Raw genomic sequence first — 22,753 nt, forward strand, 5'->3', positions numbered from 1 at the left:
TCCCCGCATGACCGCCACGCTCGCCCACGAACCAGCCCTGGACAGTCCGCTCACCATCGGCGGCCGGAGCTTCCGCTCCCGGCTCATGGTAGGCACCGGGAAATACCGCACCAACAACGACATGGTGCGCGCCATCGATGCCTCGGGCGCCGAGATCGTCACGGTCGCGGTGCGCCGGGTCGACCTCGACCGCAGCAAGGAAGAGAGTATTCTCTTCCACCTGAGCCCGGATCAGTACTTCCTCCTTCCCAACACCGCCGGCTGCTACACGGCCGACGAGGCCATCCGCTACGCCCGGCTCAGCCGCGAGGCCGGATTCAACGATTTCGTCAAGCTGGAGGTCATCGGCGACCGGGAGACGCTGCTCCCCGACGCCGAGGGCCTGCTGCTGGCCACCCGCGAGCTGGTGCGCGACGGCTTCAAGGTCCTGGCCTATACCACCGACGACCTGATCACGGCGCTTCGGCTGGAAGATGCCGGCTGCGCCGCCGTCATGCCGCTCGCCTCGCCCATCGGAAGCGGGCTGGGGCTGCTCAATCCGTACGGCATCCGCACCATCAAGCGCCGGCTGAGGGTACCGGTGGTCGTCGACGCCGGAGTGGGCACCGCGTCCGACGCCTGTGTCACCATGGAGCAGGGCGTCGACGGAATCCTGATGAACACCGCGCTGGCCGAAGCGCAGGATCCGCCGACCATGGCGCGCGCGATGCGCCTGGCCGTCGAGGCCGGACGCGCGGCCTATCTCGCCGGCCGGATGCCCCGCCGCGAAGTGGCGGTGCCGTCGAGTCCACTGCGCGGAATGCTGGAGTAGACCGACGCGACAGTGGATTCCCCCGGATCGGGCGTCGCATCGCGCCGGGCCGCGCTCGAGGTGCTGCAGCAGGTCCGCGCCGGCCGGCCGTTCGGCCTGGCCCTGGATCAGGCCGTGAAGGATCTGTCCGCCGCCGACCGGCGGCTGGCGCACGAATTGGCGGCGGGCGTGCTGCGAAGCCAGAACACCCTCGATGAACGGCTGGCACCGCTGGTACCCCGCGGCTGGGATGGCGTTGCCCCCCAGCTCAAGGAGGTCCTCCGACTCGGCGCCTTTCAGCTCTCGGCGCTCGACCGGATCCCCGCCCATGCCGCGGTGGACACCAGCGTCACCCTGGCCAAGGAAGTCGGCGGCGCCAGAGCGGGCGGCTTCGTGAACGCGGTGCTCCGCCGCCTGGGTCCCGCCACGTCCGCGCCCGACGGCGGCACCGCCGCTGCCCGCGGTGCCGCCGCGCGCCTGGCCGACGAGTTCTCCCATCCACGGTGGATGGTGGAGCGCTGGCTCGAGCGGTACGGTCCGGAGGAGACCCGCGCGCTTCTCCTCTGGAACAACACCAGGCCCCGGTTGGTCCTCCAGGCAGCCCGCGAGGAGCTTCCCGCGCTGGAGGCGAGATGGCGCGGGGCCGGGATCGCGGTGGAGCCGGCGCCGTACGGCGCGGGTCTGATCACCGATCGGACCCGGCCCACCGATCTTCCGGGCTACGACGAAGGTGCCTTCCTAGTGCAGGATCCGGCGCAGGCGCTGCTCGCCCGGTTCGCCGATCTGCCGCCGGAGGTGACGCTCTACGACGCCGCTGCCGCGCCGGGCGGCAAGACGATCTCACTGGGCCGCCGGGTGGCAGGCGTCATCGCCGCGGATGTGAGCCGTGCCCGGGTGCGGCGCCTCGTGGCCAATCTCGCCCGAGCGGGCAGCGGACGGGAGCAGACGGTGGTAGCGGACGCGCGGCACCCGCCGCTCCGGCCGCTGGACGCGGTGCTGCTCGACGCGCCCTGCCTGGGCACCGGGACCTTCGCCCGGCATCCCGACGCTCGCGTTCGGATCACGCCTGACGCGCTCGCCATGCTGGAGCGGCGCCAGGCCGAGCTGCTGGACCGCGCCGCCACCGTGGTGGCGCCCGGCGGGCTGCTGATCTACGCCACCTGCTCCCTGGAGCCGGAGGAGAACGAGCGGCAGGTCGCTCGTTTTCTCGACCGGCACCGGGAGTTCAAGCGCGAGCCCAGCGAGACGTTCCCGCCGGCCCTGCAGTCACCCGACGGAGATCTCATGATCCTCCCGCAGCGTCATCATATGGACGGAGCCTTCGCGGCCCGGCTGAGGCGCGCCCGATGAGGACACGACGTCACACCGGACCGGCCTTCTCCTTCGGTCCGGGCACGCCGCTCCGGCGGTTCCTGCGCGACCTCGGTCTGGTGACGCTCACGTTCGTGGTAGGCTATGGAGTGTCGGCCTTGTGGATCTCGCCGGGCTCGGTGATCGGCACCGACCACCCGATTCCCCGGGTGCTCGGCCTTCCCGAGGCGGCGGCGCGGGCCAAGCTGGCCGGGCTGGGATTCCGGCCGCGGATCGAGGAGGAGCGGCCCAGCGACACCTCACCCCGCGGAACCGTGCTGTGGCAGGATCCGCCGCCGGAGATGGTGCTGGCGCCCAACAGCAACGTGGAGCTGGTCCTGAGCGGCGGCCCGGCGCCGGCCACCGTCCCCGACGTGATCGGCTTCGCGCTTCCCGACGCGGAGAAGGTGTTCGACGCGGCCGGAGTCAAGGTGGGCCGGATCGACACCGTACGTGCGGGCCCCGAAGCCGGTGTGGTGATCGCGACCCGCCCGGGGGTCGGGAGCGGCCAGCCCCGAGGTGCTGCGGTCGACCTGGTGGTGAGCGCCGCGGCCCCGACCGGAGGAGGACTGTGAGCGTGCGCATCGCCCCCAGCGTGCTGAGCGCCGACCTCGGGCGGCTGCGGGAGGAGATCGAGCAGGCGCTCGCCGGCGGAGCCGAGTGGATCCACGTGGATGTGATGGACGGCCACTTCGTGCCCAATCTCACCTTCGGCGCACCGGTCATTCACGCCGTCCGGCGGATTACCGACCGTCCGATCGACGTGCACCTGATGGTCGAGCGGCCGGAGCAGTACATCGCCGAGTTCGCCGACGAGGGCGCCACGGTCTTCACCTTCCACCCCGAAGCCACCTGGCACGTGCAGCGGCAGCTCGCCGTCGTGCGCGAGCGCGGCATGCTGGCGGGCCTGGCGCTCAACCCGGCCAGCCCGCTGGCTCTGGCGGAAGAGGTGGTGGATGATCTCGATCTGCTGCTGATCATGTCGGTGAACCCGGGATTCGGCGGTCAGTCCTACCTGCCTAACGCCACCGACAAGATCCGCCGGGCCCGCGCGATGCTGGACCGGGGCGGATCCCGCGCGGCGCTCGAGGTCGACGGTGGCATCACCCGCGCCACGATCGGCCAGGCATGGTCGGCCGGGGCCGACACCTTCGTGGCTGGCACCTCCGTGTTCGGCACCGCCGACCCGGCGGAGGCGGTACGAACCCTCATCCGGCAATGCGCCGTGCCCGTCTGAGGCGACCGATGTCCAGGCAATGGATCTTCGTCGGGGTGGTGCTGGCGGGCGTCGCCACCGGGGCGGCCGTGCTCACCCGGGTCGGCAGCGAGGTCGCCTCCGTGGAGGTGGGCGCCACCGCGCCGGACTTCAACGCGGTGGACCTCGCCACCGGCGATTCGGTGACGCTCCGGCAGCGCTACTGGGGCAAGGTCACCCTGGTGAACATCTGGGCCACCTGGTGCGAGCCCTGCAAGATCGAGATGCCGGCGATGGAGCAGGTCTATCGGGCCCTCGCCCCCCGCGGCTTCGCGGTCGCCGCGGTGAGCATCGACGAAGGCGAGCCCGACGAGGTCCGGGCATTCGGGCAGCAGCTGGGGCTGTCGTTCGACCTGTTGCAGGACCGGAGCACCCGAATCCAGCAGATCTACCAGACCACCGGCGTGCCCGAGAGCTTCCTGCTCAACCGCCAGGGCGTCATCGTGAAGCGCATCATCGGCGCGCACGACTGGAACTCACCGGTCAATCGCGCCCTGCTCGAGCGCCTGCTGGCCGAGCCGGGGACCTGACGTGGCCGAGTGGATCCTGGGGATCGAGACCTCCTGCGACGAGACGTCGGCCGCGCTGCTCCGGTCCGAGCGGGGCGGGCGCCCCGAGCTCGGTAGCCTGGTCATCCTGTCGCAAGACGTCCATCGAATATTCGGCGGCGTGGTGCCCGAGCTGGCGAGCCGGGCGCACCTGCAGACCCTCGGATCCGTCGTGGAGCGCGCGCTGGGAGACGCGGGAATCGGCCTTCCTCAGGTGGACGGGATCGCGGTGACCGCGGGACCCGGTCTGGTGGGAGCGCTCCTGGTCGGCGTGATGTACGCCAAGACGCTCGCGATGAGCCTCGACCGGCCGGTGCTCGGCGTGAATCACCTGGAGGGTCACATCTTCGCACCGGTGCTGGAAGATCCGGAGCTGGGGCCCCCGTTCGTCGCCCTGCTGGTGAGCGGGGGGCACACCATGCTGCTCGACGTACCGGCCTGGGGTGAGTACCGGCTTCTGGGACAGACGCTGGACGACGCGGCGGGAGAGGCGTTCGACAAGGTCGCCAAGCTGCTGGGCCTGGGCTATCCCGGCGGCGCCCCCATCGAGCGGCTGGCGCGGGAGGGCCGGAGCGATCGCCATCGCTTTCCCCGTCCCATGCTCCAGGAGCTGGCCCGCGAAGGCCCCAACCGGTACGCGTTCTCCTTTTCCGGCCTCAAGACGGCGGTGCTCCGCGCGGTGCGCGGACCGGACGGCCAGCGGGAGCTCCCCGAAGCCGAGCGGGCCGACCTTGCGCGCGGCTTTCAGGACGCGGTGATCGACGTGCTCTCGGCCAAGGCGGCGCATGCGGTGGAGGCGCTGGGCTACGAGCGGGGGATGATCGGCGGCGGGGTCGCCTGCAACCGGGCGCTGGTGGCGCGCCTCCGCGAGCGGCTGGCGGGACGAGCCCGGGTGAGCGTAGCTTCTCCGCGGCTCAACACCGACAACGCGGCGATGATCGCCGCCGCGGGCGCGTGGCGCCTGGCACGCGGGGAGCGAAGCGGGTGGGAGCTCGAGCCGCGCGACGACCTCCCGATCCCCGGGCTGGTCGCGCCATCTCTCGTCTCTGGACTCGCCTCATGACCATCTATCCCCTGGTCTTTCACCTGGGCCCGCTGGAGATCACCGGCTACGGCATCATGATGATGGTGGCTTTCCTCGTGGGAGGCTGGCTGATCTCGCTGGAGCTCCGGCGCCGTGGATTCGCGGAGGACTATGCGGCCGACATGGTGGCCGCCGCGGTCATCGGCGGTATCATCGGGGCGAAGCTCTGGTACGTGGCCCTCACCCGCGACCCGGGCGCGCTCTTCTCCCGAGGCGGACTGGTGTGGTATGGCGGCTTCCTCGGCGGGACGGCGGCGGTGATCCTCAACGGCTGGCGCGTTCGAGTCCCCCTCCGCTGGACCATGCAGCTGGTCGCCCCCGCGCTCGCGGCGGCCTACGCCCTGGGTCGGGTCGGCTGCTTCATGGTGAACGACGACTACGGCCGGCCGTCCAGCGTGCCCTGGGCAGTGCGCTTTCCCCGCGGGCTCCCGCCCTCCACCGCCGGCAACATGCAGCACCTGTTCGGCATTCCGGTGCCGGCGGGCACCAATCCGTCGACCGTCCTGGCAGTGCATCCGACCCAACTCTATGAGACCACCCTGATGCTGCTCGCGTTCGGGGTGCTCTGGAGCTTGAGGCGGCGGATGCGTCCGGTGGGCTGGCTCTTCGGGCTCTACCTGGTGTTCGCCGGCGCGGAGCGCTTCGCGGTGGAGTTTCTCCGGGCCAAGGATGATCGGTTCCTCGGGCCATTCACGCTGGCGCAGCTGACGTCGGTGATTCTGATCGGGGTGGGCGTCTGGCTGCTCACGGTCTGGCGGGAGGGGGCCAGTCCGGCGCCTGGGGGCTACCTCGAGGGTGGCAAGCAAGTGACGAGGTCAAAGAATTAGGCAGTGACGCAACTGCTGCAACTTCAATTGATTACAGGTGCGTCTTTTGTAGTGTTTAATCCTTCGACATTTTCAGCCCACTCGCGCATTTCTGGCGCTCTTCCCTAAGACCCAGTACCATAATGACTTACGGTGATGCACCAAGTGGCACTGCCCTTGCTTCTACTTACAAGGTCGGAATGAAGAGGACTTTCATCCAAAAAGTGGTAGGTCGAAGAAGGGTGGAGCGGGCACTTCGGTCCGTCTCCGAAAACTCAGGGGGCGATCTACCACGTACTCGAACGGCTCGCCAGCATTGGCGAGCCGTTCGAGTTTCGGCATTCAGGGCCGCAGCAGGTCGCGATCGGCTACCAGCATACCATCGCGATCCGCGTACAGGTAGGCGCCGGGAGTGAAGGTCACACCGGCAAAGGTGACCGGCACGCTCCGCTGCCCCGTTCCCGCCTTGCCGCTCTGCATCGGAACGGCGTGGAGCGCCTTCACCCCTACCGCCGTACCCGCAAGCTCGGCCGAATCGCGGATGCAGCCGTGCACCACGAGCCCGCTCCAGCCGTTCTGCTGGGCCAGCGCGGCAAGCCGTCCGCCCACCAACGCTGAGCGCACCGAGCCACCGCCGTCCACCACCAGCACCCGTCCCCGGCCCTCGCTCTCCAGCACCTGCCGCACCAGCGCGTTGTCGTCGAACACCCGCACCGTCTCGATCTGACCCGCGAAGCTCAACACCCCACCCCAGTCGCGGAACAGCGGCTCCGCCGCGCGGAGGTGTTGGGCGAACTGGTCGCAAAGGTCGGGGGTCGTGAAGCTCACCGCGGCGGCTTGGAGGCGGCAGCCCCGGGGGCCGGCATCGCGATGTTCCTCCGCATCCGCTCCACTTCGGCCTGCATCTCCGCCAGATCGGCTTCCATCCGCTCCAACGAGCGGAGCAGGTCGTGGTGCGCGCCCCGCCCTTCGGGCACCGTGGCTCGGGTCCGCCGGCGCACCCGGCGGGGCTCCAGCACGAAATTCCAGACCAGTGCCACCAGGAGCAGGACCAGCAGGAGCCCCTGTACCGCGAGCGACTCTGCCGTGGGGTAAATGCCGAGCGCCGGGATGCGCGGGGCCCAGGGGGCAAAGCTGCTGGGGATCAGATTGCCTTCCTGCAGCTCGGCGACGCCTTTACCGGCGAACACGAAGGCCATGTAGTAGAGGAACGCGCTGGTGACCGCGAAGAACGGCTTGAGTGGAAGCCGCACCCCGAACCGGTGAATGGCCACGTAGATGATGAGCAGGACCACGGAGCCGGCCGCGATGCCGCCCACCACCGGCATGGCGCCACCGCCGCCGCCAGACAGAAACAGCGCCTTATAGAAGAGCACCGTCTCGAACCCTTCGCGGTAGACCGCCAGGAACGCGGCGGCCGACAGCGCGAGGGCGGACCCGCTGGACAGGGCGTCCTGCACCTTGCTCTTCACGAAGTGATTCCACTTCACCACTTCCATCTTGGACAGCAGCCAGTAGCTCACGTAAAACAGCACCACCGTGGCCACCATCATGGTGCCGCCTTCCAGCGCCTCCCGCTTGGCGGGCGAGAGCACGAAGATCGTCTCCAGCGCCAGCGCGGTCAGCAGGCTGGCGCCGACGGCGGCAGCCACACCGATGTTGATGTCCCGCTTGCGGTGGCCCGCGCCCATCTTGCTCAGGAAGGTCATGAGGGCGCCGACGATCAGAATCGCCTCGAGCCCTTCCCGCAGCAGGATGATGAACGACTGGAAGAAGAGATTGACCGGCGAGAGATCGTTGCCGATGGTGCGCTCTGCCTTCTCCAGCCCCGCCGCGAGTTGGCCCCGGATGGCGCTCAGCTCCGACGGTGTGGCTCCGCCTGCCGCACGGGCCCGGAGCGTCGCGAACGACGCCTCCAGCTCGGCCGCGAGCGCCGCGTCCTTTGTCCGGACCGTTCGCTCGACCTGCTCGAACGTCATATACGCATCGACCGCGCGAGCCGTCGCCGCGGGGTTACCCGCGCGGGCCAGGGTGTAGGCCGAATCCACCTGCCCGCGCACCCGGTCGAAGATCTGGGCGGTGGCGGCGGCGCTGGCATCCGACTGGAACGTGCGCACGGCGGCCACCCGGGCGAGGGCGCCCGGCTCGGTGGCGTCGTGCAACCCGAGGGCCGCGACCATTTGATCGTCCGACATCCGGCCGGTGGTCGCGAACGCCCGGAGCGCCGGCGGCACCTCTCCTGCCGGAGCGGGCAGCCGGAGCACGCTGGCGTAGAGCGCCACGGCCCAGCGGTCCTCCGCGGGCAGGCGGGCTTCGAAAGCCGGCATTGCGGTGCCGACGGTGCCAATGCTGATGCGACGGTAGTAGTCGAGCGGAGAAACGTCGTGGAGCGCGGCGTGATCGGCGAGGTTGGCCGGCGGCGGCTCGAGACCCGTAGCTTGTGGCCCGTCACCCCGCCCGATGGCACCGTGGCAGCCCGCACAATTCGCCTGGTAGATCTCGGCCCCACGGGCCAGCGACGGCGCCTCGGCGGGCAACTCGTCGAGCGAGACCCCGAACCGGCGGGACAGCCCCTCGGCCAGGCTCCGCACGCGGGCATCGAGCGTGTCGGGGGGCGAGGTCCGGCTCACCAGGCGAATCAGGCTGTCGATCTGGTGGAGAGCGGGTTGGGCGCTGTCGCTGGGGAGAAGCGCGGCCGAGCGCCGGGCTTCCTGGAGGAACATGCTGGCCTCCTCCACCTCGTTCTTGGCCACCACCCGGCCGTCTACCACACCAGCGCGGTACTCCTGAGCGGCTAGCTGGGCCGTGGCGGCCACCCGCCGGACGACCGGCGCCCGGTCCTCCCCCGCCGCTGGGCCCTGGGTCTGCTGCGGAATGGCCGCGGCCATCCAGACGAGGAGCGGAAGCATCGCACCACTGAGAATCATTCTCACCGATTTGAAGAGACCAGCGATTAAAGTAGAGTCCGGCACTCGGAATTGGAAGGCACTCTGACGCATGAGGCTGGGTGGGCGAGGAGATTCAAGGCGTCTGCACTACCGCCACCGCTCCCGCGGCCGTGCCCGAGTGGGTGAGCGAGACCTGAATGCGAAGCCCCCCGCAGCCTTGCGACAGGCTTTGCGCCAGGCCATGGAGCCGGATCGCCGGCCGGCCGTCGTCATCGCGGGTCACTTCGATCTCCTGCCAGCCTACCCCACGTGCGCCAGGGAGCACCTGGAGCGCCTTATACACCGCCTCCTTCGCCGCGATCCGTGCGGCCGCGTGACCGGTGGGATCGGGCCGCGTGGCGAGGTACGCGCGCTCCTCGTCCGTGAAGAAGCGGGTCATCGCCTGCTCGCCCTTGTTGTCCAGCAACCGGGCGACTCGTGCGAGATCGACCAGGTCCACGCCAACGCCGAGCACGCTCACGGCCAGTTCCACCAGAAGGAGGCGAAACCCCGGAGCGGTGCCGGCACCGGCACGAACCCGCCGAGAACGAGACCCAGGTAACTGGCGCCGCTGAGCACTACCGCCGTGAGCAACCAGACCGGCCAGGTCGGGCGCCGCCAGGCGCGCACCTGCTCGATCTCCATCACCCAACGCTCCTGCTCGGCCGCCGCGGCCGATTCCAGCCCACGCCAGGCGGATTCCAGGCGGCGGCTGGCCGCCGTGAGCGAGGCCTGCCAATCGGGTTCACCGGACCGGAGCGGGCTCGAAGTGGCGCGGCCCGACTGCTCCAGCGCGTCCAACGCCGTCACCAGCGGCGCCCCACCGCTGCCTAGCCGCGCGGCGATGGCCCGGGTATCGTCGTCACTCAGCAGCAGGGCGCCGAGCCGGCGCGGAGGAAACCGCGACTCGGCCGCCGCCTCGCGGAAGTGGGCATTGACCGCACCGCCGATCCGTGCCGCCGCGGCGTCCACCGCGCGCTCCCACAGTGCCAGCCAGGCCACCCGTCCGAGCGAGGCCACGGCGCCGTCGCGGTCGCCGGAGGCGGCGAAGGCGCGTCCCGCGCCCGCGAGATCGAAGACGCCGGTCACCAGATCGAGTCGGATGTCGTCCAGTGTCACGCCGATGGGGCTGCGGGAAGGCACCAGCACCGGGTCGCCGAGCTGGCCGAGGGAGGGACCGAGCTCGGGCACGGACCAGGTCATCCGAAGATCGCCTCCAGCACCCGGCCGGTGTCGGACAGGTCTTCGAACGCCGCGTGGGGGCCGCACGCGACGAGCTCGGCCACCGAGAAGGACCCCGTCGCCACGCCGAGCGCGCGCGCGGCGATGCCCGCACCGCAGCCGATGTCGGCCGGAGTGTCGCCGATGATCACCACCTCGGCGCCGCTCGGCACCCGGCCGAAGATCGGCAGGGCCCGCTCCGCGGCGATCGGCGGCAGCTCGTGACGATATCCCGCGTCGGAGCCGTAGGCACCGACCGGAAAGCGGCCCGGATCGATTCCGCCCGAGCGCAGCTTGAGCGCCGCGCCCGGGGCCACGTTGCCGGTGAGCAGACCGAGCACCACGGACGTCTCTCCCTGCAGCCGGTCGAGCAGCGGGAGCACGCCGGGCATGACCGTGGTTCGGGACGTGGGAAGCTGGAGCTCGCGCGCGAGGTGGCCCACGTAGCGCTGGCACACGCGCCGCACCCGCGGCGAGTCCCGCGGCTCGGGCTGCCCCACCGCCGCCAGCAGCTCGGCCACGATCTCCGGATCGGTCTTGCCGTCGAACCGGATCCGGTCGAGCGGGGAGACGTCCGCGATCTCCTCGCTCAACGCCGCGAAGATGGCGCGGCGGCCGGCGCCGGCCGTGAGCAGGAGGGTTCCGTCGACGTCGAACAGGACCAGCTTCCGCTTCACCGCGCCTCCATCCTCCGCACCGCCACCAGGCGCTCCCGGAGCGAGCCCGCTCTCGCGCCCGGGAGCCACGACTCCTGCAGCACGCCGCCGCAGGCCACCGTCGAGTGCACCAGCGTGTCCGCCTCACCGGCGAAAGCGACGTGGGTGATGTTCTGGCCGGTCTCGCTCCGGAAGAAGAGCAGATCGCCCGGGCGGGGCTGATCGACCGACACCGGCGCGCCACACTCGATCTGCTGAGAGGAATCGCGGGGGAGGCTCATGCCCCGGGCCGCGAAGCTGGTCTGGACCAGTCCCGAGCAGTCGACGCCCCACGGAGTCACTCCACCCCACAAGTAGGGCGCGCTGGCGAACTGCTCCAGGGCCCAGCGCTCGGGGGCGTGTGCCCGGGCCTCCGCCAGGAGCGAGTCCGCCGTGGGGATCGCGCCGTCGGTGATCCGCCCACGCCGGCCGTCGGGCAGCCGGACCGCGCCGTGGTCCAGCGCCACCCGGGCGCGGAGCGGCAGCCGCACCGGCTCATTGCCGATCCGGAGAGTCGCGCCGAGGCTCCAGCCGCCGGCATCGCGCTGCCAGGCAGCCAGCTCCGAGCGCTCGACTTCCGATACATACCCGCGGTGCACCCAGCCTTCGTACCCGTCCGAAAAGGCCCGCACCCGGCGCCAGTCGCCCGAGCTCTCCAGCAGCTCGGCGCCTTCGCCCAGCACCAGCTGGCTCACCTGCTCCGCCCGGAGGCTCGGCTGGGCGCACAGCGGTGCGAGAGGGGCGCGCGCGATAACGTCGGTGGTCACGGACGGAAACCCCGGGCGAGCGTCAGGCGCCGGCCGGGGGAGGCGCTGCGGTGCCGGTCTTGGCGGCGCACTCGCGGCAGCGGGTGACGCCGCGGAAGGAGCAGATGAGGCAGATGAACGTGCCGCACAGGTCGCAGGGATAGCCTTCGGAGGCCCGCTCTTCCCGACCGCAGGCGCGGCAACCCATGGCATCGTGCTCGTGGATCTCGGCCATGCGGGCTCAGGAAGTGAGATTGTAGCGCTTGATCTTGTTGATCAGCGTCGCGCGGGAGATGCCGAGCTCGATGGCCGCGCGGGTGCGGTTGCCGGTGTGATGCTTGAGCGTGCGCTCGATGTGCTGGCGCTCGAGGTCCTCCAGGCTCAACGGCGTGTGCCGCCGGTCGCCGATGCCGGGCCGGGCACGGAACTCGCCCGGCAGGTGCTCCACGCTCACCGCGGGCGCGCCGCGACCCAGAATCAGCGCGCGCTCCAGCACGTTGCGCATCTCCCGGACGTTGCCGGGCCAACCATACGCCAGCAGCCGCTCCAGCACTTCGCTGGTGAGGGTCGGCGGCCCATCGGGGAGCTCGGAGCGCAGATCGGTCATGAGACGGGTGATGAGCGACAGCCGGTCTTCCCGCGAGCGGTCCCGCACCGCGGGTAGCATGAGCGGCATCACGCTGAGCCGGTAGTAAAGGTCTTCGCGGAACTGGCCCCGCTCGACTTCCGCCTGCAGCTCCTTGTTGGTGGCGGCCACGAGGCGGACGTCGACCGTGATCTCCCGGGTCCCACCCAACCGGCGGAAGGTCTTGGTCTCCAGCACCTTGAGCAACTTGGGCTGAAGCTCCGGCGCCAGATCGCCGATCTCGTCCAGGAAGATCGTTCCGTGATCGGCGATCTCGAACAACCCCTGCTTCCGGTCCTTCGCATCGGTGAAGGCGCCCTTCTCATGCCCGAAGAGCTCGGAATCGAGGAAGGTGGCGTTGAGCCCGGCGCAGTTCACTTCGACGAACGGCGCCCGCGCGCGCGGGCTCAGGTCGTGCATCATCCGGGCGACCCACCCCTTGCCCGTCCCGCTCTCGCCAGTGAGCAGCACCGTGGTGCGCTCGCTCTGGGCCAGCAGCCCCACCTGGTGGGCGAAGTCCTGCATTCCGGTGGAGGTCCCCAGCGAGTCGAGCCCGTGTCCCGGCGCGCTCTGCACCAGGAGCGCCTCGTTGACCCGGCGGAGGCGTGCCTTGTCGGCCACCCGGGCGGTGGCCGCCGCCAGGTGCTCCATGTCGACCGGCTTGGTGAGGAAATTCTCCGCACCAAGCTGCATGGCGCGCACCGCCGTGGCTACGTCGCCCTGGCCGGTCAGCAGGATCACCGCGGCGTCGCGCTGTCGCATGTTCTCCAGAACTTCCATCCCGTCCATGCCGGGAAGACCGAGGTCCAGGATGACCACTTCGGGGCGGAGCCGGTCGAAGGTGGCCATGCCGGCCTCCCCGCTCAGCTCCCGGGTGACCTCGTAGCCCAGCCGCTCGAAGTAGTTGCCGATACCGCGCAGAACGTCCACGTCATCGTCGATGAGCAGAACAGAACCCGCCATGAAGGACACCTCGGGTGGGACTGAACGGTGCGAAGGGCTGGCCCCCAAAAATTAGTCAGTCTGCGCGTCCGCGCCATGCCTCATGGCGGACCCGGCACCAGGATGCGGATGGCCCCGGGCACCACGCGCGCCACGAACGGCGTCTCTCCTCCCGGCTCGCCGTCGAGCTGGACCGGCTGCACCGGGTGGCTCTCCACCCGGATCTCCCGGCCCCGCGCGTAACCGACGAAGGTGTCCTCGTCCTCCAGTGCCGGGGATACCCGCAGCAGGTCCCAGATGGCCCGGACGCTCTGGCCCAGGCTGTTGGCGCGCACCACCACCACATCGAGCAGCCCGTCGTCCGGAGTGATGCCGGCGCCGAGCCGGACGTAGGGCGGGATGACTTCACCGCAGTTCGCCACCAGCACCATCGCGGCGTTGGCGTCGTACTCGACCCCGTCGACGGTGATGACGTGCGCGGTGCTGCGGATCTCGCTGATCAGGCGAAGGGTGGTGGCGACGTAGGCCGCCATCCCCCAGCGCTGCTTGTGGTGGGACAGGGTGCCGGCCATCACCCGCGCATCGTATCCGGCGCCGCACGCAACCGCGAAGTACTGGATCTCGGCCCCGCGCTCCATTCGGCCGAGGTCGAACAGTTTGGTATGCCCGGCGATGAGCGCGCGCGCGGCACGGGCCGGCGACGCGGGAATCCGCAGGTTGCCGGCAAGCAGGTTGCCGGTGCCGCCGGGGATCACGCCCAGCGCCACCTCGGTGCCCACCAGCGCCGCCGCCGCCTGCATGGTGGTCCCGTCGCCGCCGAACACGGCCACCACGTCGGCCCCGGTGCTCACCCCGTACTCCGCCAGGCTCTTCGCGTCGCCCGGACCGCCGGTGGCGAGCACCTCCGCGGTCCACCCCGCCGAGCGGAGGGTGCGCATGATCGCCTCCACCGCGGCACGCCGGGTGCGCGCGGCGGCGGGGTTGGTGATCAACAGCGCGCGCGCCACGCTAGAACTCCCGCTCCCAGAGAATGTCCAGGCCCACCTGGTAGGGGGTGTTCACGGTGGGCTGGGTGAGCCCGCCGGGCCGGCACGACTGGATGGTGGGCTCCACTGTGCTCTGAAACTTCCACTCCCGGCTGAAGCGGAACTCCAGCCCGGCCCCGAGGTTCTTGGTGCTGAGCTGGCTGAAGTCGGGGCAGAAGCCCGCGTTGAAGGTGAGGAAGGTCTTCTTCCCGATCTGCCAGCCGGCGGCGAGCTGAGTGAGCGTGGCGCCGCCCGTAGGACTCGAGATACCCGGCCGGATCTCGATCAGGTCGATGGGAACCCCGAGGTCCTGGATCAATGCCCGCTCCAGCTCGCTGGAGAGCGCGCTGGAAAAGTAGGCCAGTCCAGTGGTCACCAGGCCCCCCTGCCCCACCAGCGTCGCCTCGTTCGCGGGCCGTCCGGTGATCAGGTACGACACCAGGTCGGTCTCCGAGATGGGCGGCCGGAAGGTGCTCGAGAGGGTGAGCTTGGGCGCGTAGAGGGTGCCACTGATGTTGGCGATCACCGGCACCTCGTCACCCCGGACCGGCCGCACCGTGTGCTGTGCCTGAATGTTGAGCACCGCGTTCAAGTTGCCCTGATAGTTGACTTCACCTCGAGTCACCGTGAAGTCGCGCGCCACCGGGCCGATCTTGAGCGTGTAGGTGCCCCGCGGCGCGGCGAGCGTCCCGGTCGGCTGGTATTCCTGGCGCACCTTGCTGGCCCGGACCTGCCCCTCGAGCTGGATGTTCGCCTCGGCCGAGCGGAGCCAGACGTCGGAGCCCATCTCCAGACGCAGGTCGTCGATGCGAAGCGAGTCGAGAAAGCGATTCTGAAACTTGGACCCGAGCTTCTCCTGCCGGAGCAACGTGGTGTCCACCAGGTCGGCGTAGGCCGGGTCTTCCAGATCCACGATCCGCTTGTTGATCAGGTCGGCGAAATAGAGCACGCCGCTGTTGGCCAGCAGCCGTCCGGTGAGCGTGGCATCGAACACCGGGCCCTTGATCTGCAGATCGCCGGTGCCGGTGAGCGAGAGGAAGCTGCGCACGTCGATGGCGCGAAATTGCTTGGCGTTGACCGCGAGATTGAGCACCGGCCGGGACAGGTTCTCCAGCCGGACGGAGCCGCCCACCGTGAGCCGGCCACCCCCGCTGGTAGTGAAGAGCACGTCGTTCAGCAGCAGCGAATCGCCCTGCAGGATGGCGCTGCCCCGCACCGTGTTGTAGTGGACTCCGAGGCCGGGCACGGTCATGGTGCCTTTCCGCACCTGCACCGAGCCGGCCAGGCGCGGTGCGTCCCAGCTGCCCTCCACCTGCACGTCGGCTGCCAGCGTCCCGTCCACCTGGGTCACCGCCGGGGTCAACGCCTCCAGGAGCCCCAGATCGACGCTGTCGGTATGGGCCCGCACCGAGAGTGGCCCCTCGAGCTGCCGCTTCTCCGCCCCGCGGAAGGCGAGATCCAGCGGCAGATGGGCCTCGACCTGGAGCAGGTCCTCCCCGGTACGCCAGAGGTCGAGGTTGGCGTCGAGCCGGCGATTCTGATAGTTGAGCACCGCTTCGGCCAGGGGCGCCTGGAAATCGCCGAACCTGGCATCCGCCACCCGCGCGGTGCCCCGGAGCGTCGGCGCCTTGGCCGTTCCGCCCACCTGCAGGTCGAGACCGACCTCGCCGGAGACCCCGGTAGTGTCGCGTTGAAGCAGGCCGTAGAGGTCGTGGATGTCGAGGCCGAGCAGCTCGAGGCTGAGCGCCCCCGCTTCGGTGCCGGGCACCCGGCCCGCCACCCGCATGCTACCGGAGCCGTCTGTCGCCACCAGCGCGAAGGGGCTCACCGAGGGCGCGGAGTCGGCGAGTGACATGCTCGCCGGCTCCTGCAGCCGGTAGCGGTGCGCGGCCAGACCGGCGAGCAGGGTATCGACCCGGAAGATCTGGCTGCTGTCCTTCCGGAACCACTGGCCGGTGCCGTCGAAGCGCGAGACACTCCCCACCGAGGAGCCCGCGGTCCATCCCACCGAGTCCGCGAAGCCGCTGGCCTGCGCCGTGAGCCGGTGGAAGGTCCACTTCTGCACCGTGAGCGAGTCCGACTTCACCGCCGCCGTGACTCGGGGCCGGCGCCCCCCGAGCCAGGTAAAGCTGCCCGAGATCTCGGGCGACCGGATCCGCTGCCACTCCAGTCCCCGCACGGTCAGCTCGGTTGCCGCTTCCAGTGAGTCGAGGCTTCCCGCAAACCGCGCCGCTCCCTCGGCGGTTCCGGTGAGCGGACGCGCGTCGGCGCTGGTATCCCGCTTCTGGCCCGTGGACGCGAGCAGCAGGGAGTCGAAGCCGATCAGGCTGTCTGCCACCAGCGAGAAGGCCATATGGCCGGCATGCGGCGACTGCCAGCCGAGCGTTCCGCCGCCGGAGGCCCGGGCGCCCTTCCACTCGGCGTAGGCGGTGTCGACTCGGATGACGCTGTCGTGGACCGATCCCCGGCCGAAGAAGCTATCGAGATCCCATTCGCGCGCCCGGCTCCGGGCGAGCGCCAGCTCCAGGTCACCCTCCGGCGCGCGGAGCGTGTCGATGCTGCCGGTGACCCGGAGCTCACCCGCCAGCGCGGTGGGCAGCTTCCGTCCGGTGAGCGCTTCCAGGTCCAACCGGGAGAACCGGAGCAGCAGCCGCTCGGCGCCCCACTTGGGCGGCAGCAGCGTCACCAGGCCGTTCGCGTCCACCGTGCCGATCTGACCGGTGAGTGTGGTGTTGACCTGCAACCGGGACAGCGTGCCCTCGCTCTGGAAGCGGCCGCGGAGCTCGCCCTGAGAGCGCAGCGAGGGAAACGCGCGGCGGATGCCCTCGAAAGAGAGCGGCTCGAAGGTGACGTCGGTCGCGAGCCCCAGGGTGTCGAACCGGGTGTCGAGGTGCACCGTGCCGGTGGCCTGGCTGGCCGGCCGTGCGGCGTCCTGCTGCCGGGAGGTCCCGACGAAGGTCACGTTCCGAAGCGGCCCGTCGAGCGTGCCCGCCGCGGCCAGCCGCCCTTCGAGGATGACCGCGGGTGCCAGGCGCCGGACCGTGTGGAGATCGATGTTCGAGCGGCGGAGATGGAAGTCGGTGAAGGTGAGTCCGCTGTCGCGGGTGGCGCCCACGATGCCGTCACCGGCGAGGGTGCTCACCGGGCGCTCCTTGAGCTCGGCGTCGGTATAGGTCCAGTCGAGCGTGAGATCCATCGCGTCGAGAAAGCCCGACCCGGCCAGACTGCCGCTGATGGTTCCGTAGAACGGCAGGGTGTCCAGGTAGGGGCGCACCGCGTCGAGATCGAGCTGGCGCAGGGTGAGCCGCATGTCGCGGGCACCGAGGCCCCGCCTCTTGTCGGTGATCGCCACCAGGTCGCCGTCGACCCGCTGATCGCCCCCGCGGAGATGCAGATCACGGATGTCGTAGGCGGTGCGGGCGCCCGTCTCCGACTTGGCGGACAGCACACCGGTGCCGATCATGGGGGGAAAGTGAGGCGAGACCCAGAGCAGGTCCATCAGGCTCACCCGGCTCGCGGTGGCCTGGAAGTCGAAGAGGATCGTGTCGTGCGGCCAGGTGACGGCGCCGCCGCCGGAGACCTCGGTGCCGGGGAGCGCGGCCCGGGAGAAGCCGAAGATGGCGCTGTCGGCGTGGAGGCGGATCCGTCCCACGGCGTCGCGCACGGTCACCGCGGGATCGCTGACCCGGGTGGCCAGGGAGTCGAGGTCGATGCTGAACGGCAGGTGATCCGGCGTGGAGATGCGCAGCCGCGCCATCCGGGTCGTGAGGTCGGAGAACAGGATCACCTTCCGCAGTCCCTCCGGACTCTGCTCGATCACCCGGCCCGGCTTGGCCCGCTCAGCGGCCAGCGCGGAGTCGCGCGCCTGTTGCGTACGGAGCGACTTGTCGGGATTCCAGGGTAGCGCGATACGGAGCGCGCCGTCGGTCACCCGCACGTGATAGAAATCGATGAGCGGCGAGGTGCCGCCCTTCTTGCCGGTTCCCAGGCGGAGCACCTCCTCCAGGTTGAGCCGCCCGTTCCGGTGCTTGATGAGCTGGATGGTAGGCCGCTCGAGCTGCACGCCGCTCAGCACCACCTGCTTGGCCAGGAAGTTCGGCAGGCGGTAGGTCACCCGCACCCGAGGCAGATCGGCCAGCAGCGCGCCGCTGGTGTCCCGCACCACCAGGTTCTCCAGCGTGAGATCGTAGAGAAACGAGCCGGAGATAGCCCCGACCTTCACCCGGCCCAGCACGATCCGGCCGAGCCCTTCGGTGACCGTCCGCGCCAGCAGGTTGCGGCCGGGAGGCGTGAGTGTCATGGAGCTGACCACCCCCAGCACCATCGCGAGCGAGCCCAGCAGAATCACGAACAGGAATCGCGCCACGCCGCGCCGCATCAGAACGCCTGCCCCACGGCGATGTGGTAGGTGAGCCGGCCCTTCCGGTCGAGCACGTAGGAGCTCTGTCCCGGAACCGGCGTCAGCGTCCCCGTCGTGTCGAACTGGAAGAGCGTGCCGGCCTGCAGCTTGTACGGGTTGTATGCCACGTCGAGCCGTGCTGGGCCCAGCGGCGTGCTCAGCCGGAGCCCCACGCCGGGCGTCACCCGGATCACCGCGGGCGAGTTGGGCTCGTTGCGCTGCCACACCCCGCCGGCGTCGACGAAGGCGGCGAAGCGCAGCCGGGAGCTGAAGATCGGCGACGGCACCCGGAGCTCGACGTTGGCCACCGCGAGGGTGTTCCCGCCGGTGGCGGCCACCTGGACCGAATCGGGATCGAGCGGCCTCTGCCTCGACATGACCGGATTCAGGATCGTCGAATCCACGTGGCTCTTGGGCACCACGTAGACCACCGGACCCAGCTCGTTGCGGTCGAAGCCGCGCACGTCGTTGGGACCGCCGGCGTAGAACCGCTGCTCCGGCGGAATGAAGCTGCCCCGCTGGGTGGCCACGTCCACCGAGGGAGCGAAGATGATGCCCCCGCGGACCCGCCAGCTGAACACCACGTCGCGCCCCAGCGGCCGGTACCAGGAGTAGTCCGACACGATCCGGGTGAACTGCTGGAACGAGGAGGAGCCGAGGTACTTGGCGCTCTGGGTGATCTCCAGCGAGCTGAGCGAGCCGCGCGACGGATCGATCGGGTTGTTGATTCGGGGGAGCGTTCCTCGAGCCGTGAGGGTGGCGAGCACTCGATTCTGCCGCAGCAGCGCCACCACATCCGGCGTGCAGGCGTTGAACGAGGCGCAGAAGCTCACCGCAGTCGCCTCGGTATGGCCGTAGGAGAGCGTGTAGGCCAGCGACAGCGGGATCCGCCGCCTCGGCGTCTCCCGCCGCAGCGTGATGCTGGTGCCGGTCTCCTGCCGCAGATACACCTTGAACTCGGAGCGGCGCTCGGTGAAGACCGAGACCGAGATGGTGTTGTTGGGCGACAGGAACGCCGGCCGCTTGATGGCGGCGCCGAGACTGAAGTTGAGCTTGGAGGAGCCGACGGTATCGTCCTTCGAGGCGCTGCAGATCGAGTTGGCCAGGCCCCAGCTGAACGGCTCCGCCACCCCGACTTTGGAGATCCGGCCGGTGAGATCGAGAATGCGGCCGGCGCTGCCCAGGAAATTTCTCGAGGTCCAGCCGGTCGAGCTGCGGAAGCAGTCCTCGGTACCGAAGCCGATCCCGCTCTGGATCCGCCGGCGCTTGCTCTCGTTGACGCTCACCGAGATGGGCACCGAGTCCGACCCCACCACGAACGCCGAGGAATCGATGTTGACGGTGGCGAAGCGGAAGAGGTCGGATTGGTACAGATTGCGCTGGCTCTGCAGCAGCTCGTCCTGGGAATAGAGCCGGCCGGGACGGGAGATGAGCAGCCGTCGCACCAGTGCCGGCTCCACCCGCTTGGTCCCGACCACGCCCACCTGGCCGACCACGGCGCGCTTCCCCGGCACCACCTCGAGCGCCACCGCGGCGGTGTCGGTCTCCTTGTTGGTCTCGAAGCTGGAGAAGACGCGGGCGGAGGGATAGCCCCGGTCGCGCAACCGGCGGGTGATGCTGTCCGACGCCGCCTGCATCCGGAACCGGTTGAAGGGATCGCCTCGCCGGAGCGGCAGGTCCAGCAGGGTCGACCGGCGGACCGTCGGCGAGAGCGAATCGAGTCCGGTCACCGCGAAGTTCGTGACCCGGGTAGGGTCACCCTCCTTGATCCGGAATGTGATGTAGACGTTCTCCGGCGTCCGCCGCACCGTGGTGTCGAGCGCGACGTGAGGATAGCCGCTCCGCCGGTAGAGCACCTCGAGCCGGACCACGTCGCGGCGGAACTCCTGCTCGTCGAAGTAGCGCTTCTCACCGAGGCCGAGCCAGCGGACCAGGAAGCTCCGCGCGAACCAGCTCGAGTTGGTGGTCGCGATGGCGCTGGCCAGCACCTCGTCGGTGACGGCGGAGTTGCCCTCGAACGAGAGCTGGCGAACCACCCGGGCGGGCTGCTGCTCCTGTGCACCCGCGCCCGGGGCCACCGTGCACAGCACAGCGAGCGCCAAGCCGAGCGCCACCGGGACCGCTCCCCTCACTGGAGCGCCTCGGCCGGGCAGCGGGGGGCGGATGGGGGAGCGGCAATTGACGACATGCTGTAAGCCCGGTAGTTTGACCACCTTACGCCTTCATGTCAACGTAGGCTCGCCGACTGGCCACCGAAACCGAGGCGGTCGGGCCGACCGCCGCCGCGGAGGTCCGACCCAGATGAGAAGATCCCTGGCAGAGTTTACCCTGAGCGCCGCGAATGGGCTCGGGATGACCCTGGCGGTGCTGTTCCTCCTCTCCTTCTCCTCCGCTCACGCCCAATCCCTCGGCCGGCGCCTCGACGCCCGGCTCGACGCGCCGCCGTTCGACCGGCAGCTCTGGGGCATCGCCGTGGTGGACCAGAGCGGCCACCTGCTCTACGGCCGCAATGACCGGCGCCTGTTCACCCCCGCGAGCAACGCCAAGATCATGGTGGCCGCCGTGGCCTCGGCGCTGCTCCCGCCCGACTGGACCGTGCGCACCAGTGTCTACGCCGGCGGCCCGCTGCGCGGCGGCATTCTGAACGGCGATCTGATCCTCTATGGACGGGGCGATCCCACCTTCAGCCGCCGCTGTTTCGCGGTCGACACCACCCGGGCCGGTGCCTGCGACCGGAGCTCGCTCACCCGGCTCACCGAGCTCGCCGAGGCGCTGCGGGCGCGCGGCATCCGCGAGGTGCACGGCGACATCGTGGGTGACGGTAGCTACTTCGAGACCGCCACGGTCAACCCCAGCTGGGAAGTGTTCGACCTCAACTGGTGGTACGCCGCGCCGGTCACCGCCCTGGCGTTCAACGACAACAGCATCGATTTCCTCTGGCGGCCCGGCGCCGCGGTGGGCACGCCGGCGGTGATCACCATGTCGCCCGACTTCGGCGACGTGGCGTTCGAAAATCGGACCCTGACGGTGCCGGTGGGCGGCGTCTCCGATATCGGCGACCGGTTCTACCGCGTCCCCGGCACCCTCCAGGTCTGGGCCGAGGGAACCGCGGCGCTGGATCATCCTCCGGTGACCGAGTCGTTCGCGCTGCCGGACCCGAACCTGTACACCGCCCGCGCGCTGCGGCAGGCACTGGAACAGTCTGGCATCGCAATCACCGGCGCTACCCGCTCCACCACAGACTCGCTGCTTTATCGCTCGGCGCGGAGCACCGCGCCGCTTGCCGAGCTGCAGTCGCGGCCGCTCCGCGAATGGGTCTTCCCCATCCTCAACCGCAGTCAGAACCTGTTCGCCGAGATGCTGCTCAAGCAGCTCGGCCGGCGCTTCGGGCGGGCAGGATCGTGGAGCGAGGGGCTGGCGGTCGAGCGCCGGTTTCTGATCGACTCGGTCGGTGTGGACTCCACCGAGTTCGATCTGCTCGACGGCTCCGGCCTCGCCAGCGGTGACCTGGTGACGCCGCAGGCGTTCACCCGGGTACTCCGCTTCATCCGGGCGCACCCGCGCTATGCGACGTTCGCGGCCGGGCTGCCGCGGTCGGGCGCCGTCGGCTCCCTCAAGAACCGGTTCCTGGGCAGTCCGCTGGCGGGACGGGTGGAGGCCAAAGACGGCAGCATCGGCCGGGTGAACAGCCTCTCAGGCTTCATCGACGCGCCGGACGGAAAGCTGGTTACCTTCTCGATTCTGGCGAATCACCATACGCTGCCTGGCCGCCTCATGCTGGCGGCGATCGACAGCCTGGTGCTGGAGATCGGGAGGTAGCGACGACCATACGTCCGGGAGGCCCCTCATGCTGCTGCTGATCATCCGCCACGCCGACGCGGGAGAGCGCGATCCGGCAAAATGGCCCGACGACTCCCAACGACCGCTGAGCGACAAGGGACGCAAGGTCCACCGCCGGGTGAGCCGGGCACTTAAGCGTCTCGATCTGATTCCGGAGCTGGTCCTCACCAGTCCTTGGCTCCGGGCGGCGGAGACCGCCGACATCCTCGCGAGCGAGCTGGAGCTCCAGCAGAAACCGGTTCCCGTCACCGCCCTGGCCGACTCGCCTGACCTGAGCCGGCTGGCCGACGACCTGGGCGACCCAGGGCGGAACACGATCGTGGCGATGGTGGGACACTCGCCCTGGATGGAGGAGCTGGGGGCCATCCTGCTGGGCGGCAGCGCCACCGGCGTGCGGATCGACTTTCCCAAGAGTGGCGTGCTGGGCCTCGACCTGGCGGAGCTCGCTCCCGCCGCGGGCGAGCTCCGCTTCCTGCTCCGGCCGAAGATGCTGTAGGGGA

20 protein-coding genes are annotated in these 22,753 nt (G+C 70.0%); 9 read left to right on the forward strand and 11 right to left on the reverse strand.

Translation table 11 applies throughout. The features are described from left to right. Nucleotides 1-7: 7 nt before the first annotated feature. Genes VHR41_14345 through VHR41_14375 form a run of 7 tightly spaced genes read left to right on the forward strand, consistent with a single transcriptional unit; the run spans nucleotide 8 to nucleotide 5,854 of the window. Complete coding sequence (locus tag VHR41_14345) at nucleotides 8-811, forward strand: thiazole synthase (GenBank protein HEX3235375.1); 804 nt, start codon at nucleotides 8-10, stop codon at nucleotides 809-811. 12 nt (nucleotides 812-823) lie between these two features. Next, nucleotides 824-2,140: a transcription antitermination factor NusB gene (locus VHR41_14350; GenBank protein ID HEX3235376.1), complete on the forward strand. Its 1,317-nt coding sequence runs from the start codon at nucleotides 824-826 to the stop codon at nucleotides 2,138-2,140. Then, a complete protein-coding gene (locus tag VHR41_14355) occupies nucleotides 2,137-2,715 on the forward strand; it encodes a PASTA domain-containing protein (GenBank protein HEX3235377.1) in 579 nt (192 codons plus the stop codon). Before VHR41_14350 ends, VHR41_14355 begins: the two co-directional genes overlap by 4 nt. Next, a complete protein-coding gene (gene rpe / locus VHR41_14360) occupies nucleotides 2,712-3,377 on the forward strand; it encodes a ribulose-phosphate 3-epimerase (GenBank protein HEX3235378.1) in 666 nt (221 codons plus the stop codon). The genes VHR41_14355 and rpe overlap by 4 nt, the downstream gene beginning before the upstream one ends. A gap of 8 nt (nucleotides 3,378-3,385) precedes the next feature. Continuing rightward, nucleotides 3,386-3,925 carry a TlpA disulfide reductase family protein gene (locus VHR41_14365; protein ID HEX3235379.1) on the forward strand — a complete coding sequence of 180 codons (540 nt, stop codon included), beginning with the start codon at nucleotides 3,386-3,388 and terminating at the stop codon, nucleotides 3,923-3,925. 1 nt (nucleotide 3,926) lies between these two features. Continuing rightward, entirely contained in the window at nucleotides 3,927-5,006 is a 1,080-nt protein-coding gene (gene tsaD, locus VHR41_14370; protein ID HEX3235380.1) for a tRNA (adenosine(37)-N6)-threonylcarbamoyltransferase complex transferase subunit TsaD, read from the forward strand. Continuing rightward, nucleotides 5,003-5,854, forward strand: coding sequence for a prolipoprotein diacylglyceryl transferase (locus tag VHR41_14375; protein HEX3235381.1), 852 nt, complete (start codon nucleotides 5,003-5,005; stop codon nucleotides 5,852-5,854). The genes tsaD and VHR41_14375 overlap by 4 nt, the downstream gene beginning before the upstream one ends. Before the next feature lie 321 nt (nucleotides 5,855-6,175). Here VHR41_14375 and rraA read toward each other — a convergent pair whose 3' ends face one another. From rraA to VHR41_14430, 11 genes are all read right to left on the reverse strand, one after another. Next, entirely contained in the window at nucleotides 6,176-6,661 is a 486-nt protein-coding gene (gene rraA, locus VHR41_14380) for a ribonuclease E activity regulator RraA (GenBank protein ID HEX3235382.1), read from the reverse strand. After that, nucleotides 6,658-8,742: an FTR1 family protein gene (locus VHR41_14385; GenBank protein HEX3235383.1), complete on the reverse strand. Its 2,085-nt coding sequence runs from the start codon at nucleotides 8,740-8,742 to the stop codon at nucleotides 6,658-6,660. Before VHR41_14385 ends, rraA begins: the two co-directional genes overlap by 4 nt. A 112-nt stretch (nucleotides 8,743-8,854) precedes the next feature. After that, a complete protein-coding gene (gene acpS / locus VHR41_14390) occupies nucleotides 8,855-9,241 on the reverse strand; it encodes a holo-ACP synthase (protein ID HEX3235384.1) in 387 nt (128 codons plus the stop codon). Continuing rightward, a complete protein-coding gene (locus VHR41_14395) occupies nucleotides 9,238-9,963 on the reverse strand; it encodes a hypothetical protein (GenBank protein ID HEX3235385.1) in 726 nt (241 codons plus the stop codon). Before VHR41_14395 ends, acpS begins: the two co-directional genes overlap by 4 nt. Next, the gene (locus VHR41_14400; protein HEX3235386.1) at nucleotides 9,960-10,658 is read right to left on the reverse strand and encodes an HAD family hydrolase; all 699 of its coding nucleotides are present in this window, start codon (nucleotides 10,656-10,658) and stop codon (nucleotides 9,960-9,962) included. Before VHR41_14400 ends, VHR41_14395 begins: the two co-directional genes overlap by 4 nt. After that, nucleotides 10,655-11,443, reverse strand: coding sequence for a C40 family peptidase (locus tag VHR41_14405; GenBank protein HEX3235387.1), 789 nt, complete (start codon nucleotides 11,441-11,443; stop codon nucleotides 10,655-10,657). Before VHR41_14405 ends, VHR41_14400 begins: the two co-directional genes overlap by 4 nt. A 22-nt stretch (nucleotides 11,444-11,465) precedes the next feature. After that, nucleotides 11,466-11,657 (reverse strand): hypothetical protein, encoded by a 192-nt coding sequence (locus VHR41_14410; protein HEX3235388.1) that lies wholly within the window; start codon nucleotides 11,655-11,657, stop codon nucleotides 11,466-11,468. A 6-nt stretch (nucleotides 11,658-11,663) separates the two neighbouring features. Continuing rightward, nucleotides 11,664-13,010, reverse strand: a complete 1,347-nt coding sequence (locus VHR41_14415; protein ID HEX3235389.1) for a sigma-54 dependent transcriptional regulator — start codon at nucleotides 13,008-13,010, stop codon at nucleotides 11,664-11,666. An 80-nt stretch (nucleotides 13,011-13,090) separates the two neighbouring features. Then, on the reverse strand, nucleotides 13,091-13,996 hold the full coding sequence (locus VHR41_14420; protein ID HEX3235390.1) for a diacylglycerol kinase family protein: 906 nt from the start codon (nucleotides 13,994-13,996) through the stop codon (nucleotides 13,091-13,093). A 1-nt stretch (nucleotide 13,997) separates the two neighbouring features. Beyond that, nucleotides 13,998-18,392, reverse strand: coding sequence for a translocation/assembly module TamB domain-containing protein (locus VHR41_14425; GenBank protein ID HEX3235391.1), 4,395 nt, complete (start codon nucleotides 18,390-18,392; stop codon nucleotides 13,998-14,000). Then, the gene (locus VHR41_14430; protein ID HEX3235392.1) at nucleotides 18,392-20,545 is read right to left on the reverse strand and encodes a BamA/TamA family outer membrane protein; all 2,154 of its coding nucleotides are present in this window, start codon (nucleotides 20,543-20,545) and stop codon (nucleotides 18,392-18,394) included. The genes VHR41_14425 and VHR41_14430 overlap by 1 nt, the downstream gene beginning before the upstream one ends. A 169-nt stretch (nucleotides 20,546-20,714) precedes the next feature. On the opposite strand from VHR41_14430, the gene dacB reads away from it, so the two are divergent. After that, a complete protein-coding gene (gene dacB / locus VHR41_14435; protein HEX3235393.1) occupies nucleotides 20,715-22,232 on the forward strand; it encodes a D-alanyl-D-alanine carboxypeptidase/D-alanyl-D-alanine-endopeptidase in 1,518 nt (505 codons plus the stop codon). 28 nt (nucleotides 22,233-22,260) lie between these two features. Further along, nucleotides 22,261-22,749: a histidine phosphatase family protein gene (locus VHR41_14440; protein ID HEX3235394.1), complete on the forward strand. Its 489-nt coding sequence runs from the start codon at nucleotides 22,261-22,263 to the stop codon at nucleotides 22,747-22,749. Nucleotides 22,750-22,753 lie beyond the last annotated feature (4 nt).

The sequence above is a fragment of the Gemmatimonadales bacterium genome (assembly GCA_036265815.1).
Classification (GTDB): Bacteria; Gemmatimonadota; Gemmatimonadetes; order Gemmatimonadales; family GWC2-71-9; genus CAVVWJ01.